Consider the following 23,305-nt stretch of genomic DNA (forward strand, 5'->3'; position numbering starts at 1 on the left):
CTCAAGCTCCCTTCGCGTAGGAGGACATCGCCATGTACTTCTCGGCCACGGGCCAGTTGGCCGCGCGCGAGGCTTCCTGCATGCACTCGATAAGGGCCGCCCCTTCGGTCGGCTGGCGATGCGCCTTCATATCGCCGTCGCGATAGGCATTGATAAAACGGAATTCGAGCGGATCCATGCCGATCAGCCGCGCCAGCTTGTCCATCTGCACCTCCAGCGCGAAGTCGCCGATGGTGACGCCGAAGCCGCGCATGGCGGAGGAGGGGGTGCGGTTGGTGTAGACGCAGTACGTATCGATCCAGACATTGGGGATGGTGTAGGGGCCGGGATAGTGCCCCGCGCCCTTCTGGGCGCCATAGGGCGAATGGCGGGAGTAGGCGCCGGCGTCCGTGTAGCCGGTGACCTTGCGGGCGACGATGCGGCCGTCCTTCATCACGCCGTCCTTGATGACGACCTTTTCGGCCGCGCGAGGTGACGAGATCTGCATCTCCTCCTCGCGGCTGTAGATGAAACAGACTGGTCGTCCGGTTAATTTTGCGCCGAGAATGGCGATCGGTTCGACCATGACATCGACCTTGCCGCCGAAGCCGCCGCCCACCGTGCCGCCGACGAAATGCAGCTTGCTGCCCGGCATCTGCAAAATGATCGACGTGTTGTCGAGGGTGAAGAACATCGCCTGCGTGTTGGTATAGCAGGTGAAGCGGTCATTGCCCTCCGGTGCCACGATACAGCCGGTGGTCTCGGTCGGCGCATGCTCGATCGGCGAGGAATGATAGCTCTGTTCGAGGACGTAGTCGGCCTCGGCAAAGCCTGTCTCGACATCGCCGAAGCGCACCTTGCGGCACTCGCCGCTGTCATAGAGATAGTAGTTCTGGCCGTGATATTCGTTGACGAGGGGCGCGCCGGGCTTCAGCGCTTCCTCCATGTCGAAGACGGCCGGCAGCACCTCGTAATCGACCTTGACCTTGGCCGCGGCTTCCTGGGCGGCGCGCTCCGTCTCGGCCAGCACCGCCACCACAGCCTCGCCCTTCCAGCGCACCTTGCCGTCGGCCAGAACCGTCTCGTCCTCCGGCCCGATCTGGATCAGGATCAGGATGGTGTAGACATTGTGCGGGACGTCCCTGGCGGTGAGAATTTTCACCACGCCCGGATGTTTTTCCGCTTCGGAGGTATCGATCGACCGGATGCGGGCATGATGGTGCGGGCTGCGCACCATCTTCAGATGCAGCATGCCGGGAAAGTTGCGGTCGGCGAAATAGGCTGTCTTGCCGGTGACATGGCCGGGCGAATCCGAGCGGGGCCTCGGCTGGCCGATCTCGTTGAGGTCATCCTTGCGGACGTCCGAGAAATAGCTTTTGCGCAGTTCCATCTTGCTTCCCTCAGGCCGCGTTCTGCGAGTTGGCGCGAGCGGCGGTGAGCACCGCCTGGATGATAGGCTCGTAGCCCGTGCAGCGGCATATGTTGCCCGACAGCGCTTCGACGACGTCGTCGCGGCTGGGATTGGGGATGTGGTCGAGCAGCACCTTGGCCGCCATGAGCATGCCCGGCGTGCAGAAGCCGCATTGCGTGGCGAAGGCGTCGAGGAAGGCGCGCTGGAGAGGATGCAGAACGCCGCCTTCGGCAAGACCCGACGTGGTGGTGATGGCAGCGCCGTTGCAGGTTTCGGCGAGCGTCAGACAGGACAGCCGGAGCTCACCGTCGATGATCACCGAGCAGGCGCCGCAGGTGCCCTGATGGCACCCGCCCTTCGGCGAAGTGTCGCCGATCTTGTCGCGCAAGGCGTTGAGCAGCGTGGTGCCGCTGTCGATGAATTCGGCCTTTTCAGAACCGTTGAGCGTGAATTGAACCGGGACCTTCGCCATTCTTCCTCCTTGCGCGCCTGCCCCGCAGGGCAAGCGCGCGCCCCCGAAACTAGCTGAGCAGCAGCCGACCAAGATGAACCGGCAGCACTTGCGCGCGATACCAGGCGCTGGCGATCGGGTCGGTAATAGGTTCGATGCCGTCGTTGGCGGCAGCCAGAGCCAAAGCGACGCCGTCCGCGTCCAGTGTCCTGCCGAGCAGCGCTTTCTCGGCTGTCTTGGCTCGCATCGGCCGGTCGGCCATGCAGCCGAGCGCGATCCGCACCGAGGATATTGTGCCGTTGCCGGCCTGTTCCAGGATAGCGGCGATACTGAGCACCGAGACGCCCTTGGGCTTTACCCGCGAGACCTTCACGAATCGAAAGCTTCCCTGTGCCGGCCACGTGAAGCTTACAGAGGTGACGATCGCGCGGCTCCCGTCCCGCTTGGCCAGAAAGGCTTCCATCGGCATTTCGCCGTCATTGGTGCTCACGATGGCGTCCAGCGCCAGCAGGGCGACCGCGAAATCGCCATAGGGACTTGGCGCAAACAGATTGCCGCCGACGGTCGCCATGTTGCGGATCGCCGGACCGCCAACGGCACGCGCGGCCTTGGCAAGCTGGCTGAGCTCGGGATGGCGGGCGATCGCCGCCATGGTCACCGAAGCGCCGATGCGGATCGTGCCGCCGGAGACCGCGATGGCCGACAAGGCCGGGTCGGTCGACCTGACAAGGCCGGAGACCGAAACATCGCCTTCATTGGCGGCGCGCAAGACGAGCGTGCCGCCGCCGAGATAGCGCGTGCCGGCGGCTTTCAGCGCCGCGCTGGCGTCTTTCACCGTTGCAAAACTCTGCAATGCCAGCGCCATGGCCCGCTCCTCAACCCTGGCCGGCGAAATGGTTCTTCAGGGCGTTGAAGCCGCCCTGGAAGACATTGGCGCCCATGCCCTCGGCCAGCTTGTCGGCTTCTTCGGGTGCTGCGTCGAAGCTGGCGGTCCATTCGGCATAAGTGCGGTCGCCGTCGGTGACGCGCCGCAATTGCAGCGTAGCCTTGTGGTTGGTGAGCGGCTGCGGCGTTTCCAGGATCGAATAGCTGACGAGGAAATTCTCATCGGAGAAATCGAGCAGCTTTTCGCGCAGCCGCGCGCCGCTGGCCAGTTGGAAGTTGCGCACGCAGCCGATCGTGGTGGCGTCCTTGCCGTCCTCGATATGGCTTTCGACCATGCGCGGATGCCAGCTCGGCAGTCCGTTGAAGTCGCGGATGCGCGCCCAGACCTTTTCGACCGGCGCGTCGATGACGGTGGAGATGGTGACATCAGCCATATGCTCTTTCCCTTGCAAACGTTCTGCTTGGGACGGTAGGCCGACCGTGGTCGCGGTGCTTATCAATGCGTCTTGGGCACGTATCAATCAGTCTGAAAATAGCCGGTTTCCGGCCCCTCAGGACACGGCTCGCGCCGCTTCGCGATAGAGCGTCGGCGGCACGCCGACATGGTCACGGAAGAAACGCGAGAAATTGCCCTGGGTGGTGAAGCCGAGATTGCAGGCGACCGATATCAGCGGCTCATGCGACCACTGGAGCTGGCGCACCGCTTCCTCCATGCGCAGCGTGTTCCAGTAGACGTTGGGCGTCAAACTGGTCTGTTCCTTGAACAGCGCGAAGAAATGCGGCCGCGAGAGGCCGACGCTGCGCGCCACGTCATCGAAGGAGATACGCTCGCAGACATTGGCTTTCATCAACTGGATCGCCTTGCGGACGCGGAAATCCTGCACGGTGTTCACGCGGCCGCGCGGCTCCTGCGGAGCCGAAGCGTCGGCGGCATCGAGCACCGAATCGATGAAGCGCTCGATCTCGTAGTTGGCGACATCGTCGATGCTCTCATTGTCGGTCAGATGATCGAGCAGGCTGGCAGCAGCCTGGTGCAGCCAGGGTTCGAGCGTGATTGCCGCCTGCGTGAAAAGCGGCGCGGACGATGGCAGGTCACGGCGCCGCCGTGCCCAGTCGGGGTCGATGTAGAAGGCGAGGAACAGGCCTGGTGTGCCGTCCTGCGACAGCACATGGCTGTGCGGCTGCAGCGAGTTGATGCCGGCAGCCGTGCCAGGCCCAAGCAGAACCGTCTCACGACCGATGGTCATCTCGCCGGCGGTGCCTTCCAGCCAGATGATGAGATGTGCCTCGACATGGGCATGGGTGACGAAGTCGCTCGCGACATTCAGGACAGAAACATGTCCGAACCGGCCCCAGTAGAGCCTGATCGCTTCCGTCATGGGTATATCCTCCCGCAGGCGACTGGCCTCCCTTCGCCTGCTTGGGGATTGTGCGGCCGGTTTTCCGTATCCGTCAAGGCATAGCCGCACGGCCGGTATTGGCGGCAGGCCGCTTCAGCCGATTTTCAGACTGAGCGATAGGACCCGAATGAACGGCGCTTCGGCAAAGCCAGGCTTTTAATCGCTGCGCCTGAAGTTGCGGATGCGGTCGAACAGCACCGCCAGCAGGATGGCGCCGCCGATGAAGGTGCCCTGCCAGAAGGCGTTGATACCGAGCAGGCCGAGGCTGTTGCGGATCACCTCGATGAGGGCGGCACCCACGATGGCGCCGAAGGCGGTGCCGACGCCGCCGGCGAGATTGGCGCCGCCGATGACGGTGGCGGCGATGACCTGCAGCTCCATGCCGTTGCCGAGATTGGTGGTGACGGCGCCCAGCCAGCCGGTCTGGATGATGCCGGCAATTCCCGCCGACAGCGCCGAGATCATGTAGACGGCGACCTTGATCTGGCGCACCGGAACGCCGGTCAGCGTCGCAGCATGCTCGTTGCCGCCAATGGCGAAGATATGCCGGCCGAACTTGGTCCAGCGCAGGATGAAGCCGGTGATCAGCGCCAAAAGGATCATGTAGAGCACCGGATTGGCGATGCCGAAGAGCCAGGCGCCGCCGCCCAGCGCCAGCAGCTTGTCGTGATCGGGCCCGAACTGGAAGACGACGGTGTTGTTGGAGGCGACCATGGCGAGGCTGCGGGCGATCGACAGCATGCCGAGCGTCACCACGAAGGGCGGAAAGCCGAGATAGGCGATCAGAATGCCGTTGAAGCCGCCGATGACGAGTGCGGTGGCGATCGAGGCCAGGATGCCGACTTCGATCGAAAACCCGGCATGCATGGTAACGGCCAGCACCATCGAGCAGAGGCACAGCACCGAACCGACCGACAGGTCGATGCCGCCGGTGATGATGACGAAGGTCATGCCCAGCGCGACAATGGCGACGAAGGTGACGTTGCGGGTGATGTTGAAGAGGTTCTTCGGGGTGGCGAAGGCATCCGTGGCAAAGGACAGGAAGATACAGGCGAGGATGACGGCGATCACCACCCAGAACGTCTGGCTGGAGAGCAGCCGCGACAGAAAACTGTGCTGTTTCTGCGCGATCGTCTGATCAAGGGTGACTGCCATTATCGACCTTTCCTGCCGGCAGCGAAACGCGCCAGCGCAATGAAATCCGGTTTTGCCGCTCTCACACCACCTGCTCGATGGCGCCGGTGATCAGCCCTGTCACCTCCTCGGGCGAACTCGAGGCGATCGCCTTGTCGGCGACTTTCCTGCCGCGCCGCATGACGATAACGCGGTCGGCGACATCGAAAACGTCGGGCATGCGGTGGCTGATCAGCACCACGGCGATGCCCTGGTCGCGCAAATGACGAATCAGGTTGAGGACCTCCGCCACCTGGCGAACCGAAATCGCCGCCGTCGGCTCGTCCATCAGCACGATCTTGGCCTGCGACAGCATGGTGCGGGCGATCGCCACCGCCTGGCGCTGACCGCCGGACATCTGCTTGACGAGGTCGCGCGGGCGCGTCTCGGACTTGAGCTCGGCGAATATCTGGCCGGCGCGCTTGTACATGGCGGCATAGTCGAGGATACGGAAGGGCCCGACGCCGCGGCGCAGTTCGCGGCCGAGATAGACATTGGCCGCCGCCGTCAAATTATTGCACAGCGCCAGATCCTGGTGGACGATCTCGATGCCGTGCTGGCGGGCCTCGACCGGCTTGTGCAGGATCAGATCCTTGCCGTCCATCTGCATGGTGCCGTGGCTCGGGCGGAAATTGCCGGCGATCATCTTGACCAACGTCGACTTGCCGGCGCCGTTGTCGCCCATCAGGCCGACGACCTGGCCGGGCTCGATCGACAGCGACACGTCGTTCACCGCCTGGATGGCGCCGAAATGCTTCGAGATGTTGGTGAGTTCGAGAACCGCCACCAGCCTTTTGCCTCCCATGTCTGGCCGTCTGTCCCGGGAAGGGGCGACAGCTTCGGTTCGCTCTCCCAGCTCCTCCCCGGAAGCAGCGACGCGGTCATTTACGCAAATGCCTGCACGGGCGTCAATTGTCTGACGAATAAGATTTGGGCAATTGTCGGACGAATGAGATCCTGCCTTTCTGGAAAAATCCGTTTTGTAGGACAAATAGCAATTGACGTTGGCGGCAAGCCGTTATTAGTTGAGCGTCGGAGGAAGATATGCCGGCTTTGACGACGTCGTTTGGCGGCGCAACCGGTGGAGGATTACCGATCGTGCCGGCATCGTTGCCGGCCTGGTCGCATCTGAAAATGCTTATCGGCCTGGCCTGACGGCACGAGCGCTTGCTTCTGTCATCTCGCATCAGGGCGATCTGTGTGGCGGGCACGCCGTGTCCGTCTGTTTCCAAGGGAGGACTGACATGAGGAAAACAGTTTTGCTCGCCGCCGTCGCCGCCATGGCGTTGGGCGCCGGGCCGGCTTTGGCCAAGAAGCAGCTCGTCATCGTGGTGAAAGGTCTCGACAATCCGTTCTTCGAGGCCATCCACCAGGGCTGCGAGAAATGGAACAAGGAAAACGCCAGCTCGGAATATGAGTGCTTCTACACCGGTCCGGCGTCGACTTCCGACGAGGCCGGCGAGGCGCAGATCGTGCAGGATATGCTGAGCAAGCCGGACACGGTGGCGATGGCGATTTCGCCGTCCAACGCGCCGCTGATCGCGCAAACGATCAAGAGCGCCAACCCGTCGATCCCGATCATGACCGTCGATGCCGACCTTGCCAAGGAGGACGCAGCACTTCGCAAGACCTATCTCGGCACCGACAACTATCTGATGGGCAAGAAGATCGGCGAATACATCAAGAAGGCCAAGCCGAATGGCGGCACGATCTGCACCATCGAGGGCAATCCGGCGGCCGACAACATCCTACGCCGCGCGCAAGGCATGCGTGACGCGCTGTCGGGCAAGGAAGGACTTGCAGCTCTTGCCGGCGAAGGCGGCTGGACGGAAGTGGCTGGCTGCCCGGTGTTCACCAATGACGACGGCGCCAAGGGCGTGCAGGCGATGACCGACATCCTTGCTGCCAACCCCAAGCTCGATGCGTTCGGCATCATGGGCGGCTGGCCGCTGTTCGGCGCGCCGCAGCCCTATCGCGATCTGGTCGGACCGCTGAAGGACAAGCTGGCCAGCAACGACTTCGTCATCGGCGCCGCCGACACGATCGGCGACGAGGTGGCGATCGCCCGGGATGGCCTTGTCACCGCGCTGGTCGGCCAGCGGCCGTTCGAGATGGGCTACAAGGCGCCGTCCGTGATGATCGACCTGATCGAAGGCAAGAAGGTCGACGATCCGGTGTTCACCGGCCTCGACGAATGCACCAAGGATACGGTCGACACCTGCATCCAGAAGTAGGCGTCTCGATCGGGGCGCTCGCCAGCGGGCGCCCCGCCACCTCTGCTGACGAACAGGGACACGCATTTCAGGGGCAGCGGCTCCGGCTTTGGCGCGCCCCATGTTCGAATTTTTCGGCAATGGCATCGGCGGACCGACAGTTCCTGACCGGAACAGGTACGGCCGACGCATTGGAACGTGGATGCCGGACGAAAAGTCAAACAAGCGAGCCATTCGGACCAAGGCACAGGCCGGCCGCCGTCCGGCCGCCATGCGCCGGCCCGATGCGGCGCACTTTCCCGGTGCCAGCGTGCACGCCTCGCTGGCCAGCGAGATCGGGCTCAGGATCGTGCGCGGCGACTATCCGCCAGGCACCATCCTGCCCAACGAAGCCCAATGGTCGCAAACGTTCAATGTCAGCCGCTCGGCGGTGCGCGAGGCCATCAAGATGCTGATGGCCAAGAGCCTGTTGGCGTCGCGCCCCAAGATCGGCAGTTGGGTCGAACCGAAGGAGCGCTGGAACCTGCTCGATCGCGACGTGCTCGCCTGGTACGCGACCGCGCCGGACCGGGAGGTGTTCCTGCGGACGGTGCAGGAGTTCCGTCACATAATCGAGCCGGAAGCGAGCGCCTTTGCCGCGGTGCGGCGCAGCGACGAGCAGATGGCCGAGATCAGCCAGGCCTGCCGCGAGATGGGCGAGGCGGCAAGCCTGCAGGAGCGCATTCGCGCCGATACGCGCTTTCATCTCGCCATCCTGCGGGCCTCCGGCAACGACCTGCTGGTGCCGCTCGGCGTGCTCATCGAATCGGCGCTCGATCATCTCTTCGTCTTCACGACTCAACAGGTCGGCGACCAGCGGCGGGCACAGAAGCTGCACGAGGCGATCGAGAAGAACATTCGTTTGCAGCGACCCGCGGCGGCGCGCAATGCGGTGCACAAGCTGCTCGCCGATACCGATGAGAGAGTCGGAAGGGGCCGAGGGTAATCGGCGCTCGCGCTTGGTGATCGCCTTTCCATGGGCAATGCGTAGCCTTCGTCGGCCCTTCGCAGGCTCAAGGCGTTCGAAGCTCGAAAGCCAAGCTATTGGCCTTTCATCCGCTGCGCGGACCGCTTCTCACCCCTTAAATCGTCTGTTTCTTTCCATCCTTCATCGGCATCAGGTCGACACCGTTGACCTTGCCGATATGGGTGGCCAGCATCGGCACGTACTGCTCGGCCGGGCCGGTGGCGAAGGCCCCGGCGAAGGCGTTCTTGGTGGCGTTGCCGAGCGGGTTGGCGATGCCGGCAGAACCCGCCATCGATTCGAGGTAGGTCAGGTCCTTGAAGGCGTTGGCGACGGTGAATTTGTGGGCGTCGCGATCACCCTCCAGCGTCCAGCGCATGAAGGTCTGGTAGAAGCCGCAATCCATGCGGCCGTTGCGGATGACGCTGTCGAAGCGCGCCGGCGAGATGCCGACCTTCTCGGCCAAGGCCAATGCCTCGGAATAGATCGCGGCATAGCCCAGCGACACGAAATTGTTGAGCAATTTCATGCGGTGGCCGTCACCTGTGTCGCCGATATGGACGATACGGCCGGCCCAGGTTTCGATCACCGGTTTGACCCTGGCAAAGACGGCGTCGGGGGCGCCGACCATGGCGTCGAGCGTGCCTTCCCAAGCCTCCTTCGGCGTGCGGCTGAGCGGCGCGTCGACATAGTCGACGCCGAGCGCCTTGAGCTCGGCGGCGAGCGCCACGGTCGAGACCGGGTCCGAGGTCGAGCAGTCGACGACGACCGCCCCTTTTTTCAGTCCCTCCTTGAGACCGCCGGGGCCGCGAATGATGGCTTCGACCTCGCGCGAACCGGTGACGCAGATGAAGACGATTGTCGATGCCGCCGCCACGTCGCGGGAGGTCGCGGCTTCGTGGGCGCCCCGGCTAGCCAGATCCTCCGCCGGCTTGCGGTTCTTGCGGCCGAGGAAGGTCAAGTGATAGCCTTTGTCGACGATGTTCTTGGCGATACCATGACCCATCAGGCCAAGGCCGATGAAGCCGATCTTCTCGCTCGCTGCGGTCGTGTTCATGCTGTGTGTCCTGTTTTGCGATTATCGATAATGTCGCTGCTGTTTTAGCCGTATGCGGTTGCAGAAAGCAATATTGTCTGACAATACACATAATCCCAGGGCTTTCGTGGAGACCAGAATGACGAAGCGGATCATGTTCACCGGCGGCAGCGGCAAGGCTGGGCGCCACGTCGTGCAGTATCTGGTGGAGCAGGGCTGCCAGGTGCTCAACATCGACACCAAGCCGCTCGACAATCCCAAGGTGCGCACGCTGATTACCGACATCACCGACAGCGGGCAGGTGTTCAACGCGCTGTCGAGCTATGCGGGCCTGCATGAATTCGACCCGTCGCTGCGCCCGCAGCCCGTCGACGCCGTGGTGCATTTCGCCGCCATCCCGCGCATCATGATCACGCCCGATAACGAGGTGTTCCGCATCAACGCGATGGGCACCTACAATGTCATCGAGGCGGCGGTGAAGCTCGGCATCCGCAAGGTGATCATCGCCTCCAGCGAGACCACCTACGGGCTGGTCTTTGCCAACGAGCCGCGCGCGCCGAAATATTTCCCGCTCGACGAAGAATACGACGTCGATCCGATGGACAGCTATGCCCTTTCCAAGGTCGTCAATGAGAAGACGGCACGGGCCTTTGCGCAGCGCGACGGTACCGACATCTATGCATTGCGCATCGGCAACGTCATCGAGCCGCACGAATATTCCCTGTTTCCGAAATGGTTCGCCGATCCGGGTTTCCGCAAGCGTATCGCCTGGAGCTATGTCGATGCGCGCGACCTCGGCCAGATCACGCTGCGCGCCATCGAGAAGGACGGGCTCGGCTACCAGGTGTTCAACGCCGCCAATGACGACACTTCGTCGGATCTGCCGACCGCGGAACTGCTGAAGCGCTTCTATCCCGGCGTACCGGTCAAGGGTGAGCTCGGCGAATTCGAGACGCTGTTGTCCAATCGCAAGGCGCGCGACATGTTGGGCTTTCGGCCGGAACACAGCTGGCGCAAATACGTCAAGATCGCTTGAAAACAGGCCCCGCAGGGGTTTTGAGTTGTGCACAGAAGCCGGCTTTGCGGGTGAACCCGCTTGCCGTGCTTGACACCCTGCTCAATCCGGACTTTCTGGAGCGTATGCGGGACGCGAAGCCGAAGAAGGAAACATCGCCGGCAAAAGGGGGATCGGCCGAGCGTCAGGCCGGCGTTCGCCGCACCGATGCGGCGCGCATTCCGGGTTCCAGCGTGCACACCTCGCTGGCCAGCGAGATCGGGCTCAGGATCGTGCGTGGCGACTATCCGCCCGGCACCATCCTGCCCAACGAAGCCAAATGGTCGGAGACCTTCAGCGTCAGCCGCTCGGCGGTACGCGAGGCGATCAAGATGCTGATGGCCAAAAGCCTGCTCGCCTCGCGCCCCAAGATCGGCAGCTGGGTCGAGCCGAAGGAGCGCTGGAATCTGCTCGACCGCGACGTGCTCGCCTGGTACGCGACCTCGCCGGATCGCGAGGTATTTCTGAAGACCGTGCAGGAATTCCGCCACATCATCGAGCCGGAGGCGTCGGCTTTTGCCGCCATGCGGCGCACCGACGAACAAATGGCCGAAATAAGCCAAGCCTGCCGCGAGATGGGCGAGGCGCCAAGTCTGCAGGAGCGCACCCGCGCCGACACGCGCTTTCATCTCGCGATCCTGCGGGCGTCTGGCAACGATCTCCTGGTGCCGCTCGGGGTGCTGATCGAATCCGCCTTCGACCATCTCTTCACCTATACGACGCGGGAACTCGACGATTTGCAGCACGCACAGAAGATGCACGAGGCGATCGAGAAGAACATTCGCCTGCAGCGGCCCGACGCGGCGCGTGCCGCGGTACGCAAGCTGCTCGCCAACACAGACGGCGTGATCAGGTCACGATAAGACGTTCCAGGAACCCGTTGCGTGGCTTTCCGCCTACTCTTCCTTCTCACGTCCGAACGCCGCGCGCAGTTCGTCCTTGGCGTCCTCGAGGACCTTCTTCTGCTTCACCGGCAGGTTCTTGCCGGCACGGTTGATGTAGAAGTTCAGCATCGACATGGCGGACTGGAACGGTTCGGCCTTGCGCCGGTCGCTGTGTTCGGCCGACTGCTTGAGCGAAGCCGCGATCTTCTTCGGGTCATGGGATTCGAAGACATGGTCTTCGAGATCCATGGCATTGCTGTGCTCGGTCACCTCAGCCGACCATTTCCGTTTCGCGGTCATGGCAATCTCCTTCGCGTTGAGCTGATTGCAAAACGTCATTCGTCGTCGCACGTTCCGGTGAGCCCGGAACCGACGAACTCTGGAACCATGGAATTACCCATGTGGCGCTGCTCGGCGCGGCGAATGCGCCGATAGTGGCGAAAGGACCGTCGGCCGCTAGGCCGCATGACCGCGACAATGGTCAATGTCGATGACGGAATGGGAAACAGCTTGGCCTCGATCTTCTCCTCACCAGCAGCCGGTAGTGCCGTCGTCGACAGCTCGCATGCATGGATACGGCTGGCGGTATCGATGCTTCTATCGACAGTCGGCGGCGTAGGCATGTGGGCCGTGGTCGTGGTGTTGCCGGCCGTGCAGGCCGAGTTCGGCGTCGACAGGGCCGACGCCGCGCTGCCCTATACCGCGACCATGGTCGGCTTTGCCGCCGGAAACGTTCTGGTCGGGCGCGCTATCGACCGCGTCGGCTACTGGATCCCGGCGCTTGCTTCCTCGATGGCCCTGGTTGCCGGCTTTCTGCTGGCGGCGCTGTCGACCTCGATCCTGCAATTCACGCTCGCCCAGGGCCTGCTGATCGGGGTCGGTACATCGGCGATCTTCGGGCCGCTGATCGCCGACATCTCGCACTGGTTCAACCGCCGGCGCGGTGTCGCCGTGGCGGCGGCCGCGGCCGGCAGCTACCTCGCCGGAACGATCTGGCCGACCGTCATGCCGCCCCTGATGAAAGCGGAAGGCTGGCGCTTCACCTATGTAGCCATCGGCCTCTTCTGCCTGGCGACCATGGTGCCGCTGGTGCTGATGCTGCGGCGCGGTGCGCCGATCGCGGTCGCCGGTTCCGCGGGCAGCCGGCTGGTGCAGCCGATCTCGCTGTCGCCGACGGCACTCCAGGTGCTGCTTGTCATTGCCGGTCTCGGCTGCTGCGTGGCGATGTCGATGCCGCAGGTGCATATCGTGGCCTACTGCATGGATCTTGGCTACGGCGTGGCGCATGGCGCCGACATGCTGTCGATCATGATGGCGGCCGGCGTGGTCAGCCGCGTAGCCTCGGGCTTCGTCGCCGACCGCATCGGCGGGGTGAAGACCCTGCTTATCGGCTCGGTGCTGCAATGCCTGTCACTGTTCTTTTACATTCCCTTCGACGGGCTTGCCTCGCTCTACGTCGTTTCGCTGGTCTTCGGCCTGTCGCAGGGGGGCATCGTGCCCTGCTATGCGATCATCGTGCGGGAATACATGCCCGCCAGGGAGGCCGGCCAACGCGTCGGCATCGTCATCATGGCGACCATTTTCGGCATGGCGATCGGCGGCTGGATGTCGGGCTGGATCTACGACCTGACCGGCTCCTACGCCGCCGCGTTCCTGAACGGCATCGCCTGGAACCTGCTGAACATCCTGATGATGGTGCTGGTGCTTTGGAAGGCAAGACGCGGCGCGACGGCAATGGCCTGAGGCAGAGCGGAAGCACTCGCCCGCAAGCGCCCGGCTTGACAACGGGCCGGGGCTGCGCGACGCCAGAGGCGAGCGGGTGTGGCACAGGCTGGTGAGATGGCGACAGCAACGTCGATCGTATTGCGGCAGCGCCTTGGCGGCCACGCACCGCATGGGGCCTGTCCTTGATCAAGCCGCGCTCGCGCCGAGGCGGCGGCCGCCCGACCATATCAGACGTCGCGCGTAAGGCCGGCGTAGGCGCAATCACCGTGTCTCGTGCCTTGCGAGAGCCGGAGCGGGTCTCCGAGGACCTGCGTCGCCAGATCCACGCCGCCGTCGACGAACTCGGCTACGTACCGGATCCCAACGCACGGGCGCTGGCCTCGGCCCGCGCCGAGGTGTTCGGCGTGCTGGTGCCGTCGCTTACCAACAGCGTCTTTGCCGAGGTGGTGCGTGGCATCTATGACAGCCTGTCTGACAGCGCCTTCCGCATCCAGCTCGGCAACACCCACTATTCCGGACTTGAAGAAGAGCGGCTGCTGCAGGTGTTCGGGCCGCAAAGGCCGGCGGCGCTGATCGTGGCCGGCATCGACCAGACGCCAGCTTCGCGAAAATTGCTGGAGAACGCAGGCTGCCCGGTGGTGCAGGTTATGGAAACCGGCCCCGATCCGGTGGATATGATGGTCGGCTTCTCGCATCTGGACGGCGGCAGGGCGGCGACCGAGCATCTGATCGAAGCGGGCTACCGTCGCATCGGATTCATCGGAGCGCGCATGGATCCGCGCTCGCAGCGACGCCTGGCCGGATACCGCATGGCGGTGGAGAAAGCCGGCCTGTTCGATCCACGCCTGATCACCACCACGCCGGTGCCGTCCAGCGTGACGCTGGGGCGCGAGCTTTTCCGCGACGCGCTGGCCAAGATGCCGACGCTCGACGGCGTATTCTGCAACAATGACGACATCGCGCTAGGCGCGCTGTTCGAGTGTCATCGCGCTTCGATCGATGTGCCCAAGAGGATCGGCATCGTCGGTTTCAACGATCTCGACATGATGCAGGTGGCGTTTCCCTCGGTCACCAGCATCCGCACGCCCCGCTACGAGATCGGACGGCGGGCGGTGGCCATGGCGCTGGCGGCGATAGGAGGCGAGCCGCCGCAGCAGCGCGTCGTGGATCTCGGTTTCGAACTCATGCGCCGCGAGAGCACGGCGCGCTGAACACACTTTCGCGATCAGGAGAAAGGGCGCTTTACACAGCACTCTTGGTAGCGCTACCATAATTATCGGACAGGGAAGAGAATGCAACGGCACGCAGCCTGTCTATTATACATAAGCGACAACTAATTCTTGTTTATTATGTATAATATGCTATTTTCCCCAACGGCCTGGGAACGAGGGGGAGGAGGCATCGCATAGGCCATTTGGCCATCGGAAAGGCAGGTAGGGCAACGCAGGAGGAGCCCGAGCCGACCGTGCGAAATTCACATCGCGAAACGACATCAGAATTACAAAATGGGAGGATTATCGATGATCAAGTCACTGGTGGGTGGCATCATTGCCGCCAGCGCATTCGTCATGCTCAACTCGGCCGCCATGGCCGCCGGCCCCGAGATCGTGCCGGGCCCGGCCGCCCAAGCCGACTGCTTCGCGCCCTGGAGCGCGGACACGAAATTCTTCAAATATCCCAAGAAGGAAGGCCCATACCGTATCGCCTTCGCCAATGGCTATATCGCCAACACCTGGCGTATCCAGATGGTGCAGACCGCAAAGGCCTATGCCGCCCAGCCGGATGTCAAGGCCAAGATCAAGGAATTCAAGGTCGTCTCGACCGGCGAGGACGTGCCGGCGCAGATCTCGGCGATCAACAACTTCATCGATTCCGGCTATGACGCCATCGTCACCGACGCGCAGAATCCGACCGCCTTCGGCCCGGTCATCAAGCGCGCCAAGCAAGCCGGCATCGTGCTGGTCGCCTTCGACAACATCCTCGACACCAAGGACGCCATCAACGTCAATGTCGACCAGAAGGGGCTCGGCGAATTATGGGCCAAATGGCTGGTCGAGAAAGTGCCCAATGGCGGCAAGATCCTCGAAGTGCGTGGTGTGGCCGGCACTTCCGTCGATACAGACCGCCACAACGGCATTCATGAGGTGCTCGACGCTTCCGGCAAGAAGTGGGACGTCACCGAAGTTGCCGGCAAATGGGACGACGGCGTGGCACAGAAGGTGACCGCGGATGCGATCGCCACAAATGGTCCCTTCGACGGCATCACCGGTCAGGGCGGTGACACGGGTATCGTGCAGGCGATGATCGACGCCAAGCATCCCTTCGTGCCGTTCGGCGGCGAAACCGAGAACGGTTTCCGCAAGTTCTGCGCGGCGCATTCGGCCGACGGCCTGAAGTGCACCTCCGCCGGCTCGGGGCCGGCCCAGGTCGCCGTCGCCATCAAGGCGGCCATTGCGGCGCTGGAAGGCGAGGTGGTGCCGCAAGAGGTGAAGCTGCCGCTGGCCGTCGCCTCTGATCCGGACATGAAGGAAGGCACGGATTACTTCCCGAAGGAGTCCGACAATTTCTTCGTCGGCAATTCCTTCCCGACCTGCGGCATCAACTTCAGCGCCCAGGAAATCATGGGCCAGACCAAGGAAAACCAGTAGTTCCGCTGGATGCCATTTCGGCGCTGCGGCTAACCCCGCGGCGCCGGTCCCCGAATATACGAGCGCCCTGGGAGGGTTGATGGACGGTGCGGCTCCGCTCTTCCGCATGGAAGGCATATCGAAGCGCTATGGCGGCGTGCGGGCGCTGGAGAAGGCCGAGCTGTCGGTCGAGGCCGGCAGCATTCACGCCATCCTTGGCGAGAACGGCGCCGGCAAATCGACACTGATCAAGATCATGGCGGGGGTCGTTGCGCCGGACGAAGGCCGCATGCTGCTGGACGGGCGCGAGGCGACCTTCGCCTCGCCGGGCGCCGCGAACAAGGCCGGCATCGTCTGCATCTTCCAGGAGTTGTCGCTGATTCCCGAACTCAGCGTCGCCGATAACATCGTCATATCCGATCCGCCGAAACGTTTCGGCATGATCGACCGCAAGGCGCAGCGGCGCATCGCCGAGGACGCGCTGGCGCGTGCGGGAGCTTCCGACATCCATCCGCTGGCACTGGTCAAGGACCTGCCGCTGTCGCGCCGGCAGATGGTCGAGATCGCCAAGGCATTGGCCAGGAAGCCGCGCATCCTGATCCTCGACGAGGCGACCTCGGCACTGACGGCGGCGGATGTGTCGAAGATCTTCGCCGTGCTGAAGCGGCTGCGTTCGGAAGGGCTGGCGTTGCTCTACATCTCGCACCGCATGAACGAGATCGCCGAATTGGCGGACCAGTGCACGGTTTTCCGTAACGGCCGCAATGTCGCCAGCTATCCCGCCGGCTCGAAGAGCGACAGTGAAGTCGTCGAACTGATGATCGGGCGCGAATACAGCCACATCTTCCCGCCCAAGCCGACATTCGCGCCGGCCGTCACGGCGCCTGTGCTCGAAGCCCGCAAGCTGTCCTGGACGGATCGCCTGGATAACATCTCGCTGTCTGTCAGGGCAGGCGAGGTGGTTGGCCTCGGCGGCCTCGACGGGCAGGGCCAACGCGAATTGCTGCTCGCCTTCTTCGGCGTCCTGCGTGGCCTTTCCGGCCAGGTCCTGGTCGACGGCAGGCCGGTCAGCATCGCCAGCCCCGCCGCCGCCCGCGAGAACGGCATCGGCATGGCGCTCATTCCCGAGGATCGCAAGACCGAAGGCCTGATGCTGCCGATGACGGTGCGCGAGAACCTGTCCTTCGCCGCGCTCGACCGGCTGTCGAAAGGCGGCATCATCGACCGCGCCGCCGAGCAGCGGCTGATCGACGACATGGTCGGCCTGCTGGCGATCAAGACGGCCGGCCTCGACATTCCGGTCGGCGCGCTCTCGGGCGGCAACCAGCAGAAGGTCGTCATCGCCAAATGGCTGATGCGCCAGCCGCGCATCATCCTGCTTAACGATCCGACGCGCGGCATCGATGTCGGCACCAAGCAGGAGCTGTATCAGCTGATGCGCAAGCTGGCGGACGCGGGGGCGGCAATCCTGTTCTATTCGACCGACTATGACGAGCTGATCGGCTGCTGCGACCGGGTGCTGGTGCTCTATGACGGGGCGGTCAAGCGCGAACTGGTGGGCGCCGAAATCACCGAGCGGGCGCTGATATCAAGCGCGCTCAACATGCCTGGCGGGGATAGCCCGGTGAAGCAGGGAGCGAACGCGTGAAAGGGATTTTGGCGTGAAGGATTGGCGCTACTGGTTGGCGGAGCAGCGCGGGACGCTGCTGGCGCTCGGCATCTTCATCGTCATGTTCGTCATCTACACCGCGAACCATCCGGCCGGCTTCACCGCCAATGTCGTGCAGACGGCGGCCAACAAGGGCGTGCTGCTGGCCTTCGTCGCCATGGCGCAGACGCTGGTGGTGATCACCGCCGGCATCGACCTTTCCGTCGGCATGATCTTCCTGTTGACCAACTGCCTGGCCTCGTGGCTGGTGGTGGGCACACCGATGCAGACGGCGCTTGGGGTGTTGGCGGTACTGGCCGTCGGACTGCTGTGCGGGGCGATCAACGGCGCCATCGTCATCTACGGGCGGCTGCAGCCGATCGTCGCCACCATCGCCACCGGCGCGGTCTATTATGGCATCGGGCTTCTACTGCGGCCGTTCCCGGGCGGATCGGTCAACGAGGATCTGGCCGATGCGCTGACGGGCCGTGTGTTCGACGTGGTGCCGGCCAGCATGGTTGTGCTCCTGGCCGTCGTGCTGGTGATCTGGGTGCCGTTCAGCCGTTCGGTGCTTGGCCGCGCGGCCTATGCGGCGGGGTCGTCGGAAATGGCGGCCTACATGTCAGGCGTGCCCATCCGGCGCGGCAAGTTCGCAGCCTATACGCTGGCTGGGCTGCTGGCCTCGATCGGCGGCCTGTTCCTGACGTTCTTCACCTATACGGGCGAAGCGGCCTATGCCAGCGGCAACTCCTACACGCTGTTTTCCATTGCCGCCGTGGTGCTGGGCGGCGTCTCGCTGTTCGGCGGCAAGGGAAGTGCCGTCGGCGCTATCTTCGGCGCGCTCGCCTTCCGCACCATCGGCGATCTGTTGTTCGTCTTCGATTTCGACCCGCTGTGGCAGCCGCTGTTCCAGGGCGTTATCCTGCTGATCGCCGTCAGCCTCGGCGCCTTCGCGCTGTTTAGGGTCCGCAACCGGCTGGAGTGGTTCCTGTGAGCGAGACGACATTGGGCGGCATCGCCGGCCGTATGCCGAAATTCATTCGCCGCGCCGATCCCGCGGTGTTGACGGCCTTTGCCTGCATCGTGGTCCTGCTCCTGCTGGGCAGCCTTTATTCGCGCAGCTTCCTGTCGCCTGAATATCTCTTGCAGCAGCTCAAGGTGGCCTCTTTTCTCGGCGTCATCGCCACCGGCATGATGCTGGTCATCCTGCTCGGCCAGATCGACCTGTCGGTGCCGTGGTCGGTGGCGGCGGGCGCGATGATGGCTTGCGCCGCGGCCGCCTATGGCCCGGCCGGCGTTGCGTTGGCCATTCCATTCGGCATCTTGTGCGGGGTGCTGATCGGCATCGTCAACGGCATCGGCGTCGCCTATCTGCGCATTCCCTCCATGATCATCACGCTCGCCACCAACGCCGTCGCGCAAGGGCTGATGGTGGTCTACACCGGCGGGTTCTCGCCCCAGGATTCGGCCACCGGCGCCATGCGCTACCTGGCCACCGGCTTTGCCATTCCGGGAGTTCCCAATGCGGTCATCATCTGGGCGCTGATCGGCGCCGCAATGGTGTTCGTTCTGACCCGCACCGGATTTGGCCGCACCGTCTACGGTATCGGCAACCGCGAGCGTGCCGCTTATCTCTCCGGCATCGACACAAGGCGCGTGGTGATGATCGCCTTCGCCGTCTCCGGCGGGCTCTCCGCCTTCGGCGGGGTGCTGCTTGCCGGCTACGCCTCCAAGGCGGCGCAGTCGATGGGGGACGCCTATCTCCTGCCGTCGATCGCGGCCGTCGTGCTGGGCGGCACCTCGATCCTTGGCGGGCGCGGCTCCTATCTCGGCACTGTGGCCGGCGTCATTCTGATCACGCTCCTGCAATCCATACTGTCGGTCATGCAGATGCCGGAGGCGGGTAGGCAGATCATCTATGGCGTCGTCATCGTCGCCATGCTGCTGCTCTACGGCCGCGCGCCGGCAAGCCGCTAGCCCATCGTGGCGGAAAGGACAGATCAATCGCCGACCGGCGCCAGCGGGCAGGCGCCGGTCATCGTGGCGATGGGCGTCGCCGGTTGCGGCAAGTCGGCCGTCGGCATGGCGCTGGCAGAGAGACTGGGCGCCGTCTTCATCGAAGGCGACCGGCTGCATCCGCCGGAAAACGTCGCCCGCATGGCCAGAGGCGAGCCGTTGACGGACACTTTGCGCGAGGGATGGCTCGACGCGATCGGCGAGCGCATCGCGGCCTCGGCCGGCAAAGGGCAGGGCGTGGTCGCCGCCTGTTCGGCGCTGAAGCGAAGCTATCGTGAACGACTGCGCGGCTTCCGCCGTGACATCGTCTTCCTCTACCTGGAGATCGACCCGGCCACGGCGCGGCAGCGCGTCGGCAACCGCAAGGGTCATTTCATGCCGGCAAGCCTGGTCGACAGCCAGTTCGCCATTCTCGAGCCGCCGGCGGCGGACGAGCGGGCGCTGACGCTCGATGCGACGCACCCGATCGCCGAACTTGTCGCCGAGGCGGTGCGTGTGACGCGGCGGTTCTGAACCTTGATCGGCGCCATGCCGGCATTCGACTTGCGCCGGCAAATGCCGCGCATGCGCAGGGCCTAGATCTGCGACGTCAACTCGACCGGAAAATCATCATTGTCGGCATCGCGCATGGCGGCAAGGCTGCGGTTGTCCAGTACCTCGGCGATTGCCTGGCGCACCTCGAGCATCATGTGCCGGACCTGGCACGTCGCTTCGTCGCAATCCTCGCAGCGCTGATATTGCGTGCGGCTGGCGCATGGGATCGGCGCCAGCGGCCCGTCCAGCACACGCACGACATGGCCGATCTTGATCTCCGAGGCCGGGCGGGCGAGGCGATAGCCGCCTTCCTTGCCTTTGCGGCTCTGGACGAAGCCGGCATTGCGCAACTCGCCTAGAATGGCATCGAGGAATTTCTTGGGGATGTTGTTGGCGACCGCGATGTCGTTGACGAAGGCCAATTGGCCAACCGGCAAGCCGGACAGATGCACGAGGGCCTTGAGGCCGTATTTGCCTTTTTTTGTCAGCATGCCCGAGTCAACCCATGAAGCCCCAACAACCCGCATCTGGCGGCTGTTTGTGTGCAAATGATGACGGGGCTTGTGGAGCGCTGCCGTTTCGCGAACAAGCCGATTTACCGGCACATTAGGCGCAAACGCGTTGATTCTTCGTAACCTTGTGCGCGGCAGGTCGTATTTGCCATGCTTTGCCGCAAACGGAGAAAGCCGGCAAAGCGCCGGCTTTCCTGATTTGCTTATCCCGCCCTGCTATCGCGCCGCGAAAACCTTATCGGCTGCCATAGGCCTGGTCGAGCAGGCCGCCGGCGGCGAAATGCTCTTTCTGGATGTTGTCCCAGCCGCCGAAGACGTTTTCCACCGTCAGCAGGCGCACGTCCGGGAAGTCGGCCTTGTGTTTGGCGGCGACCGCGGCGTCGCGGGCACGCAGGCCATTGTCGGCGGCGATGTCCTGGCCCTCGGGCGTATAGAGGAAATCGAGATAGCTTTTGGCCAGATCACGCGTGCCATGTTCGTCGGCGACCTTGTCGACGATCGCCACCGGGAATTCTGCCAGCAGGCTGACGGAAGGCGTGACCTGCTCGAATTTGTCGTCGCCATACTCCTTGCGGATGCCGCGGGTCTCGGATTCGAACGTGATCAGCACGTCACCGATCTCGCGCTGCACGAAAGTGGTGGTGGCTGCGCGCCCGCCCGTGTCGAAGATCGGCACGTTGTTGAACAACTTGGTGATGAATTCCTTCACCTTGGCGTCGTCGCCCTTGAAGGCCTCCTTGGCGTAGGCGGTAGCCGCCAGATAGGTGTAGCGCGCATTGCCCGAGGTCTTCGGGTTGGGGAAGATTACCTGCACGTCGTCGCGCACCAGGTCGCTCCAATCCTTGATGTGCTTGGGGTTGCCCGCCCGCACCAGGAAGGATGGCAGCGAATAGAAGGGCGAGGCGTTGTCGGGAAAATCCTTCTGCCAGTCGGCCGAGACGAGGCCCTTCTTGACCAGGAAGTCGATGTCGGTGACCTGGTTGAAGGTGACGACATCGGCGCCGAGCCCTTCGGCGATGGCACGCGCCTGCGCCGAGGTGCCGGCATGCGACTGGTCGATGCTCACACCCGGGTGCTTCTCGGTAAAGGCCTTGTTGACTTGGACGAACAGTTCGCGGCCGACATCATAGGAGGCGTTGAGAAGCTTGTCGGCAGACCAGGCTTGGGAAGATGCGAGAAACAGGCCGGCGACGGTGGCGACGCCGAGGAGAAATCGCTTCATGAAATGAGACTCCGTCTAGTGCTTAATCGCCCGACCATAGCCCTGCGCCACTGGCCCGACGAGACACCTGCAATGGTTTCGCGGTGCCACCGTAAGAAAAAATGTCGTCACGAGCGCTATCACTAGAATTCTGTTCCGCCCAACGCTTTCTTACCCTTGCATTGCTGGGCCAGCATGCATATACAATATGCATATACAAAGGGAGGCAACCATGCCCCAACACCGCCATTCAACGACACGGCCGTCGAAGGAAGCGAAGCTGTTTCGCAATAACCGCAGCCAGGCGGTGCGCATTCCTGTCGAGTTCGAACTCCCCGGCGAGAAGGTCCTGATCAGCCGTGAAGGTGACCGCCTTGTCATTGAGCCGATCCGCAAAGCTGGGCTCGGCGCGTTGCTCGCCCAATGGGCAAACGAGCCGCCGCTCGGCCCCGAGGACGATTTTCCCGAAATCAATGATGCGCCGGTCGAATCCGAGGACATTTTTTGATGCGGTTCATGCTGGACACGAACATCATCAGTGACATGATCCGAAATCCGGCTGGCAAAGCCGCCAATGCAGTGGAGCGCGAGGGAGACGACGCCATTTGCACAAGCATCGTGGTGGCCTCGGAATTGCGGTATGGCTGTGCCAGGAACGGATCAGCCAAGCTGCTCAAAAAAGTCGAGCAATTGCTGGCCGAGATTCCGGTCTTGCCGCTCGATGTGCCGGCGGATGCAGAGTATGGCGCCCTTCGTGCAGAACTGGAGGCCGCCGGCCAACCCATTGGCCATAACGACCTCTTTATTGCTGCGCACGCCTGCGCTATGGGCATCACTTTGGTAACGGCCAATACGGGCGAGTTCATCCAAATCCGCAACCTGAAGATCGAGAACTGGCTGGAGTAGTGCTCGGTCTAATATCAAGCAGCCGGAAACAGCTTCCAGCGGCCCGGGCGGAACGCTATCCGGCTCTTCTGCGCGGCGGGATGGTCGACGGGCAGCTCGATTTCGACGCGCTGGCGTTCGCCGCCGATCTCGAGTTCCACCCGGCGGGTGCCGGCGACGCGGCGGCTGGCGACCACCGTGCCGGCGATGCAGCCACAGCAGCCGCTCAGCAATTCGACGTCGTGCGGGCGGAAGTACAGCCTGGCGTTGCCGCTGGCGGCGTCCGGGGCCGACAGCCCGACCGGGCGATCGGCGAGCCAGACCTCGCCATTCTCGACCTTGACCGGAAGCGAGCTCGATTCGCCGATGAAGCCATAGACGAAAGGCGAATTCGGCCTGTCATAGATGTCGTCGGCGGTGCCGACCTGCTCGATGCGGCCCTGGCTCATCACCACGACGCGGTCGGCAAGCTCCAGCGCCTCTTCCTGGTCGTGGGTGACGAAGACGGTGGTGTGGCCGGTGGCGTCATGGATGTCGCGCAGCCAGCGGCGCAGTTCCCGGCGCACCTGCGCGTCGAGCGCGCCGAACGGCTCGTCGAGCAGAAGCACTTTGGGTTCGATCGCCATGGCGCGCGCCAGCGCGACGCGCTGGCGCTGGCCGCCGGAAAG

25 protein-coding genes are annotated in these 23,305 nt (G+C 63.6%); 13 read left to right on the top strand and 12 right to left on the bottom strand.

The genetic code is table 11. From position 1 onward, the window contains the following. Position 1: 1 nt before the first annotated feature. From LB566_RS30345 to LB566_RS11290, 7 genes are all read right to left on the bottom strand, one after another. Positions 2–1,369, bottom strand: coding sequence for a xanthine dehydrogenase family protein molybdopterin-binding subunit (locus tag LB566_RS30345; protein WP_263496115.1), 1,368 nt, complete (start codon positions 1,367–1,369; stop codon positions 2–4). Positions 1,370–1,379: 10 nt separating this feature from the next. Further along, the gene (locus LB566_RS11265) at positions 1,380–1,862 is read right to left on the bottom strand and encodes a (2Fe-2S)-binding protein (RefSeq protein WP_224624461.1); all 483 of its coding nucleotides are present in this window, start codon (positions 1,860–1,862) and stop codon (positions 1,380–1,382) included. A 49-nt stretch (positions 1,863–1,911) separates the two neighbouring features. After that, entirely contained in the window at positions 1,912–2,706 is a 795-nt protein-coding gene (locus LB566_RS11270) for an FAD binding domain-containing protein (RefSeq protein ID WP_140553828.1), read from the bottom strand. A gap of 10 nt (positions 2,707–2,716) precedes the next feature. After that, positions 2,717–3,160 carry an SRPBCC family protein gene (locus tag LB566_RS11275; protein WP_224624462.1) on the bottom strand — a complete coding sequence of 148 codons (444 nt, stop codon included), beginning with the start codon at positions 3,158–3,160 and terminating at the stop codon, positions 2,717–2,719. A gap of 117 nt (positions 3,161–3,277) precedes the next feature. Beyond that, positions 3,278–4,105, bottom strand: coding sequence for a helix-turn-helix domain-containing protein (locus LB566_RS11280; protein WP_224624463.1), 828 nt, complete (start codon positions 4,103–4,105; stop codon positions 3,278–3,280). A 177-nt stretch (positions 4,106–4,282) separates the two neighbouring features. Beyond that, positions 4,283–5,281 (bottom strand): ABC transporter permease, encoded by a 999-nt coding sequence (locus LB566_RS11285; protein ID WP_140553834.1) that lies wholly within the window; start codon positions 5,279–5,281, stop codon positions 4,283–4,285. A gap of 61 nt (positions 5,282–5,342) precedes the next feature. Then, a complete protein-coding gene (locus tag LB566_RS11290; protein ID WP_140500157.1) occupies positions 5,343–6,086 on the bottom strand; it encodes an ATP-binding cassette domain-containing protein in 744 nt (247 codons plus the stop codon). 457 nt (positions 6,087–6,543) lie between these two features. Here LB566_RS11290 and LB566_RS11295 point away from each other — a divergent pair, with 457 nt between their 5' ends. Both LB566_RS11295 and LB566_RS11300 read left to right on the top strand, forming a co-directional pair. Beyond that, a complete protein-coding gene (locus tag LB566_RS11295) occupies positions 6,544–7,533 on the top strand; it encodes a sugar-binding protein (RefSeq protein ID WP_140553836.1) in 990 nt (329 codons plus the stop codon). 181 nt (positions 7,534–7,714) lie between these two features. Beyond that, positions 7,715–8,497: a FadR/GntR family transcriptional regulator gene (locus tag LB566_RS11300; RefSeq protein WP_140553837.1), complete on the top strand. Its 783-nt coding sequence runs from the start codon at positions 7,715–7,717 to the stop codon at positions 8,495–8,497. A 136-nt stretch (positions 8,498–8,633) separates the two neighbouring features. On the opposite strand, the gene LB566_RS11305 is transcribed toward LB566_RS11300, so the two are convergent. Further along, positions 8,634–9,572 (bottom strand): NAD(P)-dependent oxidoreductase, encoded by a 939-nt coding sequence (locus LB566_RS11305; RefSeq protein WP_140553839.1) that lies wholly within the window; start codon positions 9,570–9,572, stop codon positions 8,634–8,636. A gap of 118 nt (positions 9,573–9,690) precedes the next feature. Here LB566_RS11305 and LB566_RS11310 point away from each other — a divergent pair, with 118 nt between their 5' ends. Together LB566_RS11310 and LB566_RS11315 are read left to right on the top strand one after the other, a co-directional pair. After that, positions 9,691–10,587: an NAD-dependent epimerase/dehydratase family protein gene (locus LB566_RS11310; protein WP_140644296.1), complete on the top strand. Its 897-nt coding sequence runs from the start codon at positions 9,691–9,693 to the stop codon at positions 10,585–10,587. Between the two features lie 104 nt (positions 10,588–10,691). Further along, positions 10,692–11,468, top strand: coding sequence for a FadR/GntR family transcriptional regulator (locus tag LB566_RS11315; protein WP_224624492.1), 777 nt, complete (start codon positions 10,692–10,694; stop codon positions 11,466–11,468). 33 nt (positions 11,469–11,501) lie between these two features. On the opposite strand, the gene LB566_RS11320 is transcribed toward LB566_RS11315, so the two are convergent. Next, on the bottom strand, positions 11,502–11,789 hold the full coding sequence (locus LB566_RS11320; protein WP_224624464.1) for a DUF3175 domain-containing protein: 288 nt from the start codon (positions 11,787–11,789) through the stop codon (positions 11,502–11,504). A 198-nt stretch (positions 11,790–11,987) separates the two neighbouring features. On the opposite strand from LB566_RS11320, the gene LB566_RS11325 reads away from it, so the two are divergent. From LB566_RS11325 to LB566_RS11355, 7 genes are all read left to right on the top strand, one after another. After that, positions 11,988–13,232, top strand: coding sequence for an MFS transporter (locus LB566_RS11325; RefSeq protein ID WP_224624493.1), 1,245 nt, complete (start codon positions 11,988–11,990; stop codon positions 13,230–13,232). 164 nt (positions 13,233–13,396) lie between these two features. Beyond that, positions 13,397–14,425 (top strand): LacI family DNA-binding transcriptional regulator, encoded by a 1,029-nt coding sequence (locus LB566_RS11330; RefSeq protein WP_224624465.1) that lies wholly within the window; start codon positions 13,397–13,399, stop codon positions 14,423–14,425. Between the two features lie 309 nt (positions 14,426–14,734). After that, positions 14,735–15,862: a sugar ABC transporter substrate-binding protein gene (locus LB566_RS11335; protein ID WP_140553847.1), complete on the top strand. Its 1,128-nt coding sequence runs from the start codon at positions 14,735–14,737 to the stop codon at positions 15,860–15,862. A gap of 79 nt (positions 15,863–15,941) precedes the next feature. Continuing rightward, on the top strand, positions 15,942–17,489 hold the full coding sequence (locus tag LB566_RS11340) for a sugar ABC transporter ATP-binding protein (protein ID WP_224624466.1): 1,548 nt from the start codon (positions 15,942–15,944) through the stop codon (positions 17,487–17,489). 13 nt (positions 17,490–17,502) lie between these two features. Next, positions 17,503–18,483: an ABC transporter permease gene (locus tag LB566_RS11345; protein ID WP_140553851.1), complete on the top strand. Its 981-nt coding sequence runs from the start codon at positions 17,503–17,505 to the stop codon at positions 18,481–18,483. Further along, on the top strand, positions 18,480–19,466 hold the full coding sequence (locus LB566_RS11350; protein WP_140553852.1) for an ABC transporter permease: 987 nt from the start codon (positions 18,480–18,482) through the stop codon (positions 19,464–19,466). The genes LB566_RS11345 and LB566_RS11350 overlap by 4 nt, the downstream gene beginning before the upstream one ends. 69 nt (positions 19,467–19,535) lie before the next feature. Beyond that, complete coding sequence (locus tag LB566_RS11355; RefSeq protein WP_224624494.1) at positions 19,536–20,018, top strand: gluconokinase; 483 nt, start codon at positions 19,536–19,538, stop codon at positions 20,016–20,018. Positions 20,019–20,080: 62 nt separating this feature from the next. Here the strand turns inward: LB566_RS11355 and LB566_RS11360 are convergent, their stop codons facing one another. After that, positions 20,081–20,530: an RrF2 family transcriptional regulator gene (locus LB566_RS11360; protein ID WP_006202816.1), complete on the bottom strand. Its 450-nt coding sequence runs from the start codon at positions 20,528–20,530 to the stop codon at positions 20,081–20,083. Between the two features lie 256 nt (positions 20,531–20,786). Continuing rightward, positions 20,787–21,773, bottom strand: a complete 987-nt coding sequence (locus LB566_RS11365; RefSeq protein ID WP_140553854.1) for a sulfate ABC transporter substrate-binding protein — start codon at positions 21,771–21,773, stop codon at positions 20,787–20,789. Positions 21,774–21,984: 211 nt separating this feature from the next. On the opposite strand from LB566_RS11365, the gene LB566_RS11370 reads away from it, so the two are divergent. Both LB566_RS11370 and LB566_RS11375 read left to right on the top strand, forming a co-directional pair. Next, complete coding sequence (locus LB566_RS11370; protein WP_140553856.1) at positions 21,985–22,260, top strand: antitoxin; 276 nt, start codon at positions 21,985–21,987, stop codon at positions 22,258–22,260. Further along, complete coding sequence (locus LB566_RS11375; protein WP_224624467.1) at positions 22,260–22,658, top strand: type II toxin-antitoxin system VapC family toxin; 399 nt, start codon at positions 22,260–22,262, stop codon at positions 22,656–22,658. The genes LB566_RS11370 and LB566_RS11375 overlap by 1 nt, the downstream gene beginning before the upstream one ends. Before the next feature lie 14 nt (positions 22,659–22,672). Here the strand turns inward: LB566_RS11375 and LB566_RS11380 are convergent. Further along, positions 22,673–23,305 (bottom strand): sulfate/molybdate ABC transporter ATP-binding protein (locus LB566_RS11380; protein WP_224624468.1); only part of this gene is annotated, 633 nt, incomplete at its 5' end.

The sequence above is a fragment of the Mesorhizobium sp. CA13 genome, from assembly GCF_020165235.1.
Taxonomy (GTDB): Bacteria; Pseudomonadota; Alphaproteobacteria; order Rhizobiales; family Rhizobiaceae; genus Mesorhizobium.

Coding starts and splice junctions, on each gene's coding strand:
- LB566_RS11375 (WP_224624467.1), top strand. CDS start 22,260: ATGCGGTTCATGCTGGACACGAACATCATCAGTGACATGATCCGAAAT.
- LB566_RS11265 (WP_224624461.1), bottom strand. CDS start 1,862: ATGGCGAAGGTCCCGGTTCAATTCACGCTCAACGGTTCTGAAAAGGCC.
- LB566_RS11300 (WP_140553837.1), top strand. CDS start 7,715: ATGCCGGACGAAAAGTCAAACAAGCGAGCCATTCGGACCAAGGCACAG.
- LB566_RS11285 (WP_140553834.1), bottom strand. CDS start 5,281: ATGGCAGTCACCCTTGATCAGACGATCGCGCAGAAACAGCACAGTTTT.
- LB566_RS11360 (WP_006202816.1), bottom strand. CDS start 20,530: ATGCTGACAAAAAAAGGCAAATACGGCCTCAAGGCCCTCGTGCATCTG.
- LB566_RS11320 (WP_224624464.1), bottom strand. CDS start 11,789: ATGACCGCGAAACGGAAATGGTCGGCTGAGGTGACCGAGCACAGCAAT.
- LB566_RS11275 (WP_224624462.1), bottom strand. CDS start 3,160: ATGGCTGATGTCACCATCTCCACCGTCATCGACGCGCCGGTCGAAAAG.
- LB566_RS11325 (WP_224624493.1), top strand. CDS start 11,988: ATGGGAAACAGCTTGGCCTCGATCTTCTCCTCACCAGCAGCCGGTAGT.
- LB566_RS11340 (WP_224624466.1), top strand. CDS start 15,942: ATGGACGGTGCGGCTCCGCTCTTCCGCATGGAAGGCATATCGAAGCGC.
- LB566_RS30345 (WP_263496115.1), bottom strand. CDS start 1,369: ATGGAACTGCGCAAAAGCTATTTCTCGGACGTCCGCAAGGATGACCTC.
- LB566_RS11365 (WP_140553854.1), bottom strand. CDS start 21,773: ATGAAGCGATTTCTCCTCGGCGTCGCCACCGTCGCCGGCCTGTTTCTC.
- LB566_RS11335 (WP_140553847.1), top strand. CDS start 14,735: ATGATCAAGTCACTGGTGGGTGGCATCATTGCCGCCAGCGCATTCGTC.
- LB566_RS11370 (WP_140553856.1), top strand. CDS start 21,985: ATGCCCCAACACCGCCATTCAACGACACGGCCGTCGAAGGAAGCGAAG.
- LB566_RS11270 (WP_140553828.1), bottom strand. CDS start 2,706: ATGGCGCTGGCATTGCAGAGTTTTGCAACGGTGAAAGACGCCAGCGCG.
- LB566_RS11305 (WP_140553839.1), bottom strand. CDS start 9,572: ATGAACACGACCGCAGCGAGCGAGAAGATCGGCTTCATCGGCCTTGGC.
- LB566_RS11355 (WP_224624494.1), top strand. CDS start 19,536: ATGGGCGTCGCCGGTTGCGGCAAGTCGGCCGTCGGCATGGCGCTGGCA.
- LB566_RS11310 (WP_140644296.1), top strand. CDS start 9,691: ATGACGAAGCGGATCATGTTCACCGGCGGCAGCGGCAAGGCTGGGCGC.
- LB566_RS11315 (WP_224624492.1), top strand. CDS start 10,692: ATGCGGGACGCGAAGCCGAAGAAGGAAACATCGCCGGCAAAAGGGGGA.
- LB566_RS11280 (WP_224624463.1), bottom strand. CDS start 4,105: ATGACGGAAGCGATCAGGCTCTACTGGGGCCGGTTCGGACATGTTTCT.
- LB566_RS11295 (WP_140553836.1), top strand. CDS start 6,544: ATGAGGAAAACAGTTTTGCTCGCCGCCGTCGCCGCCATGGCGTTGGGC.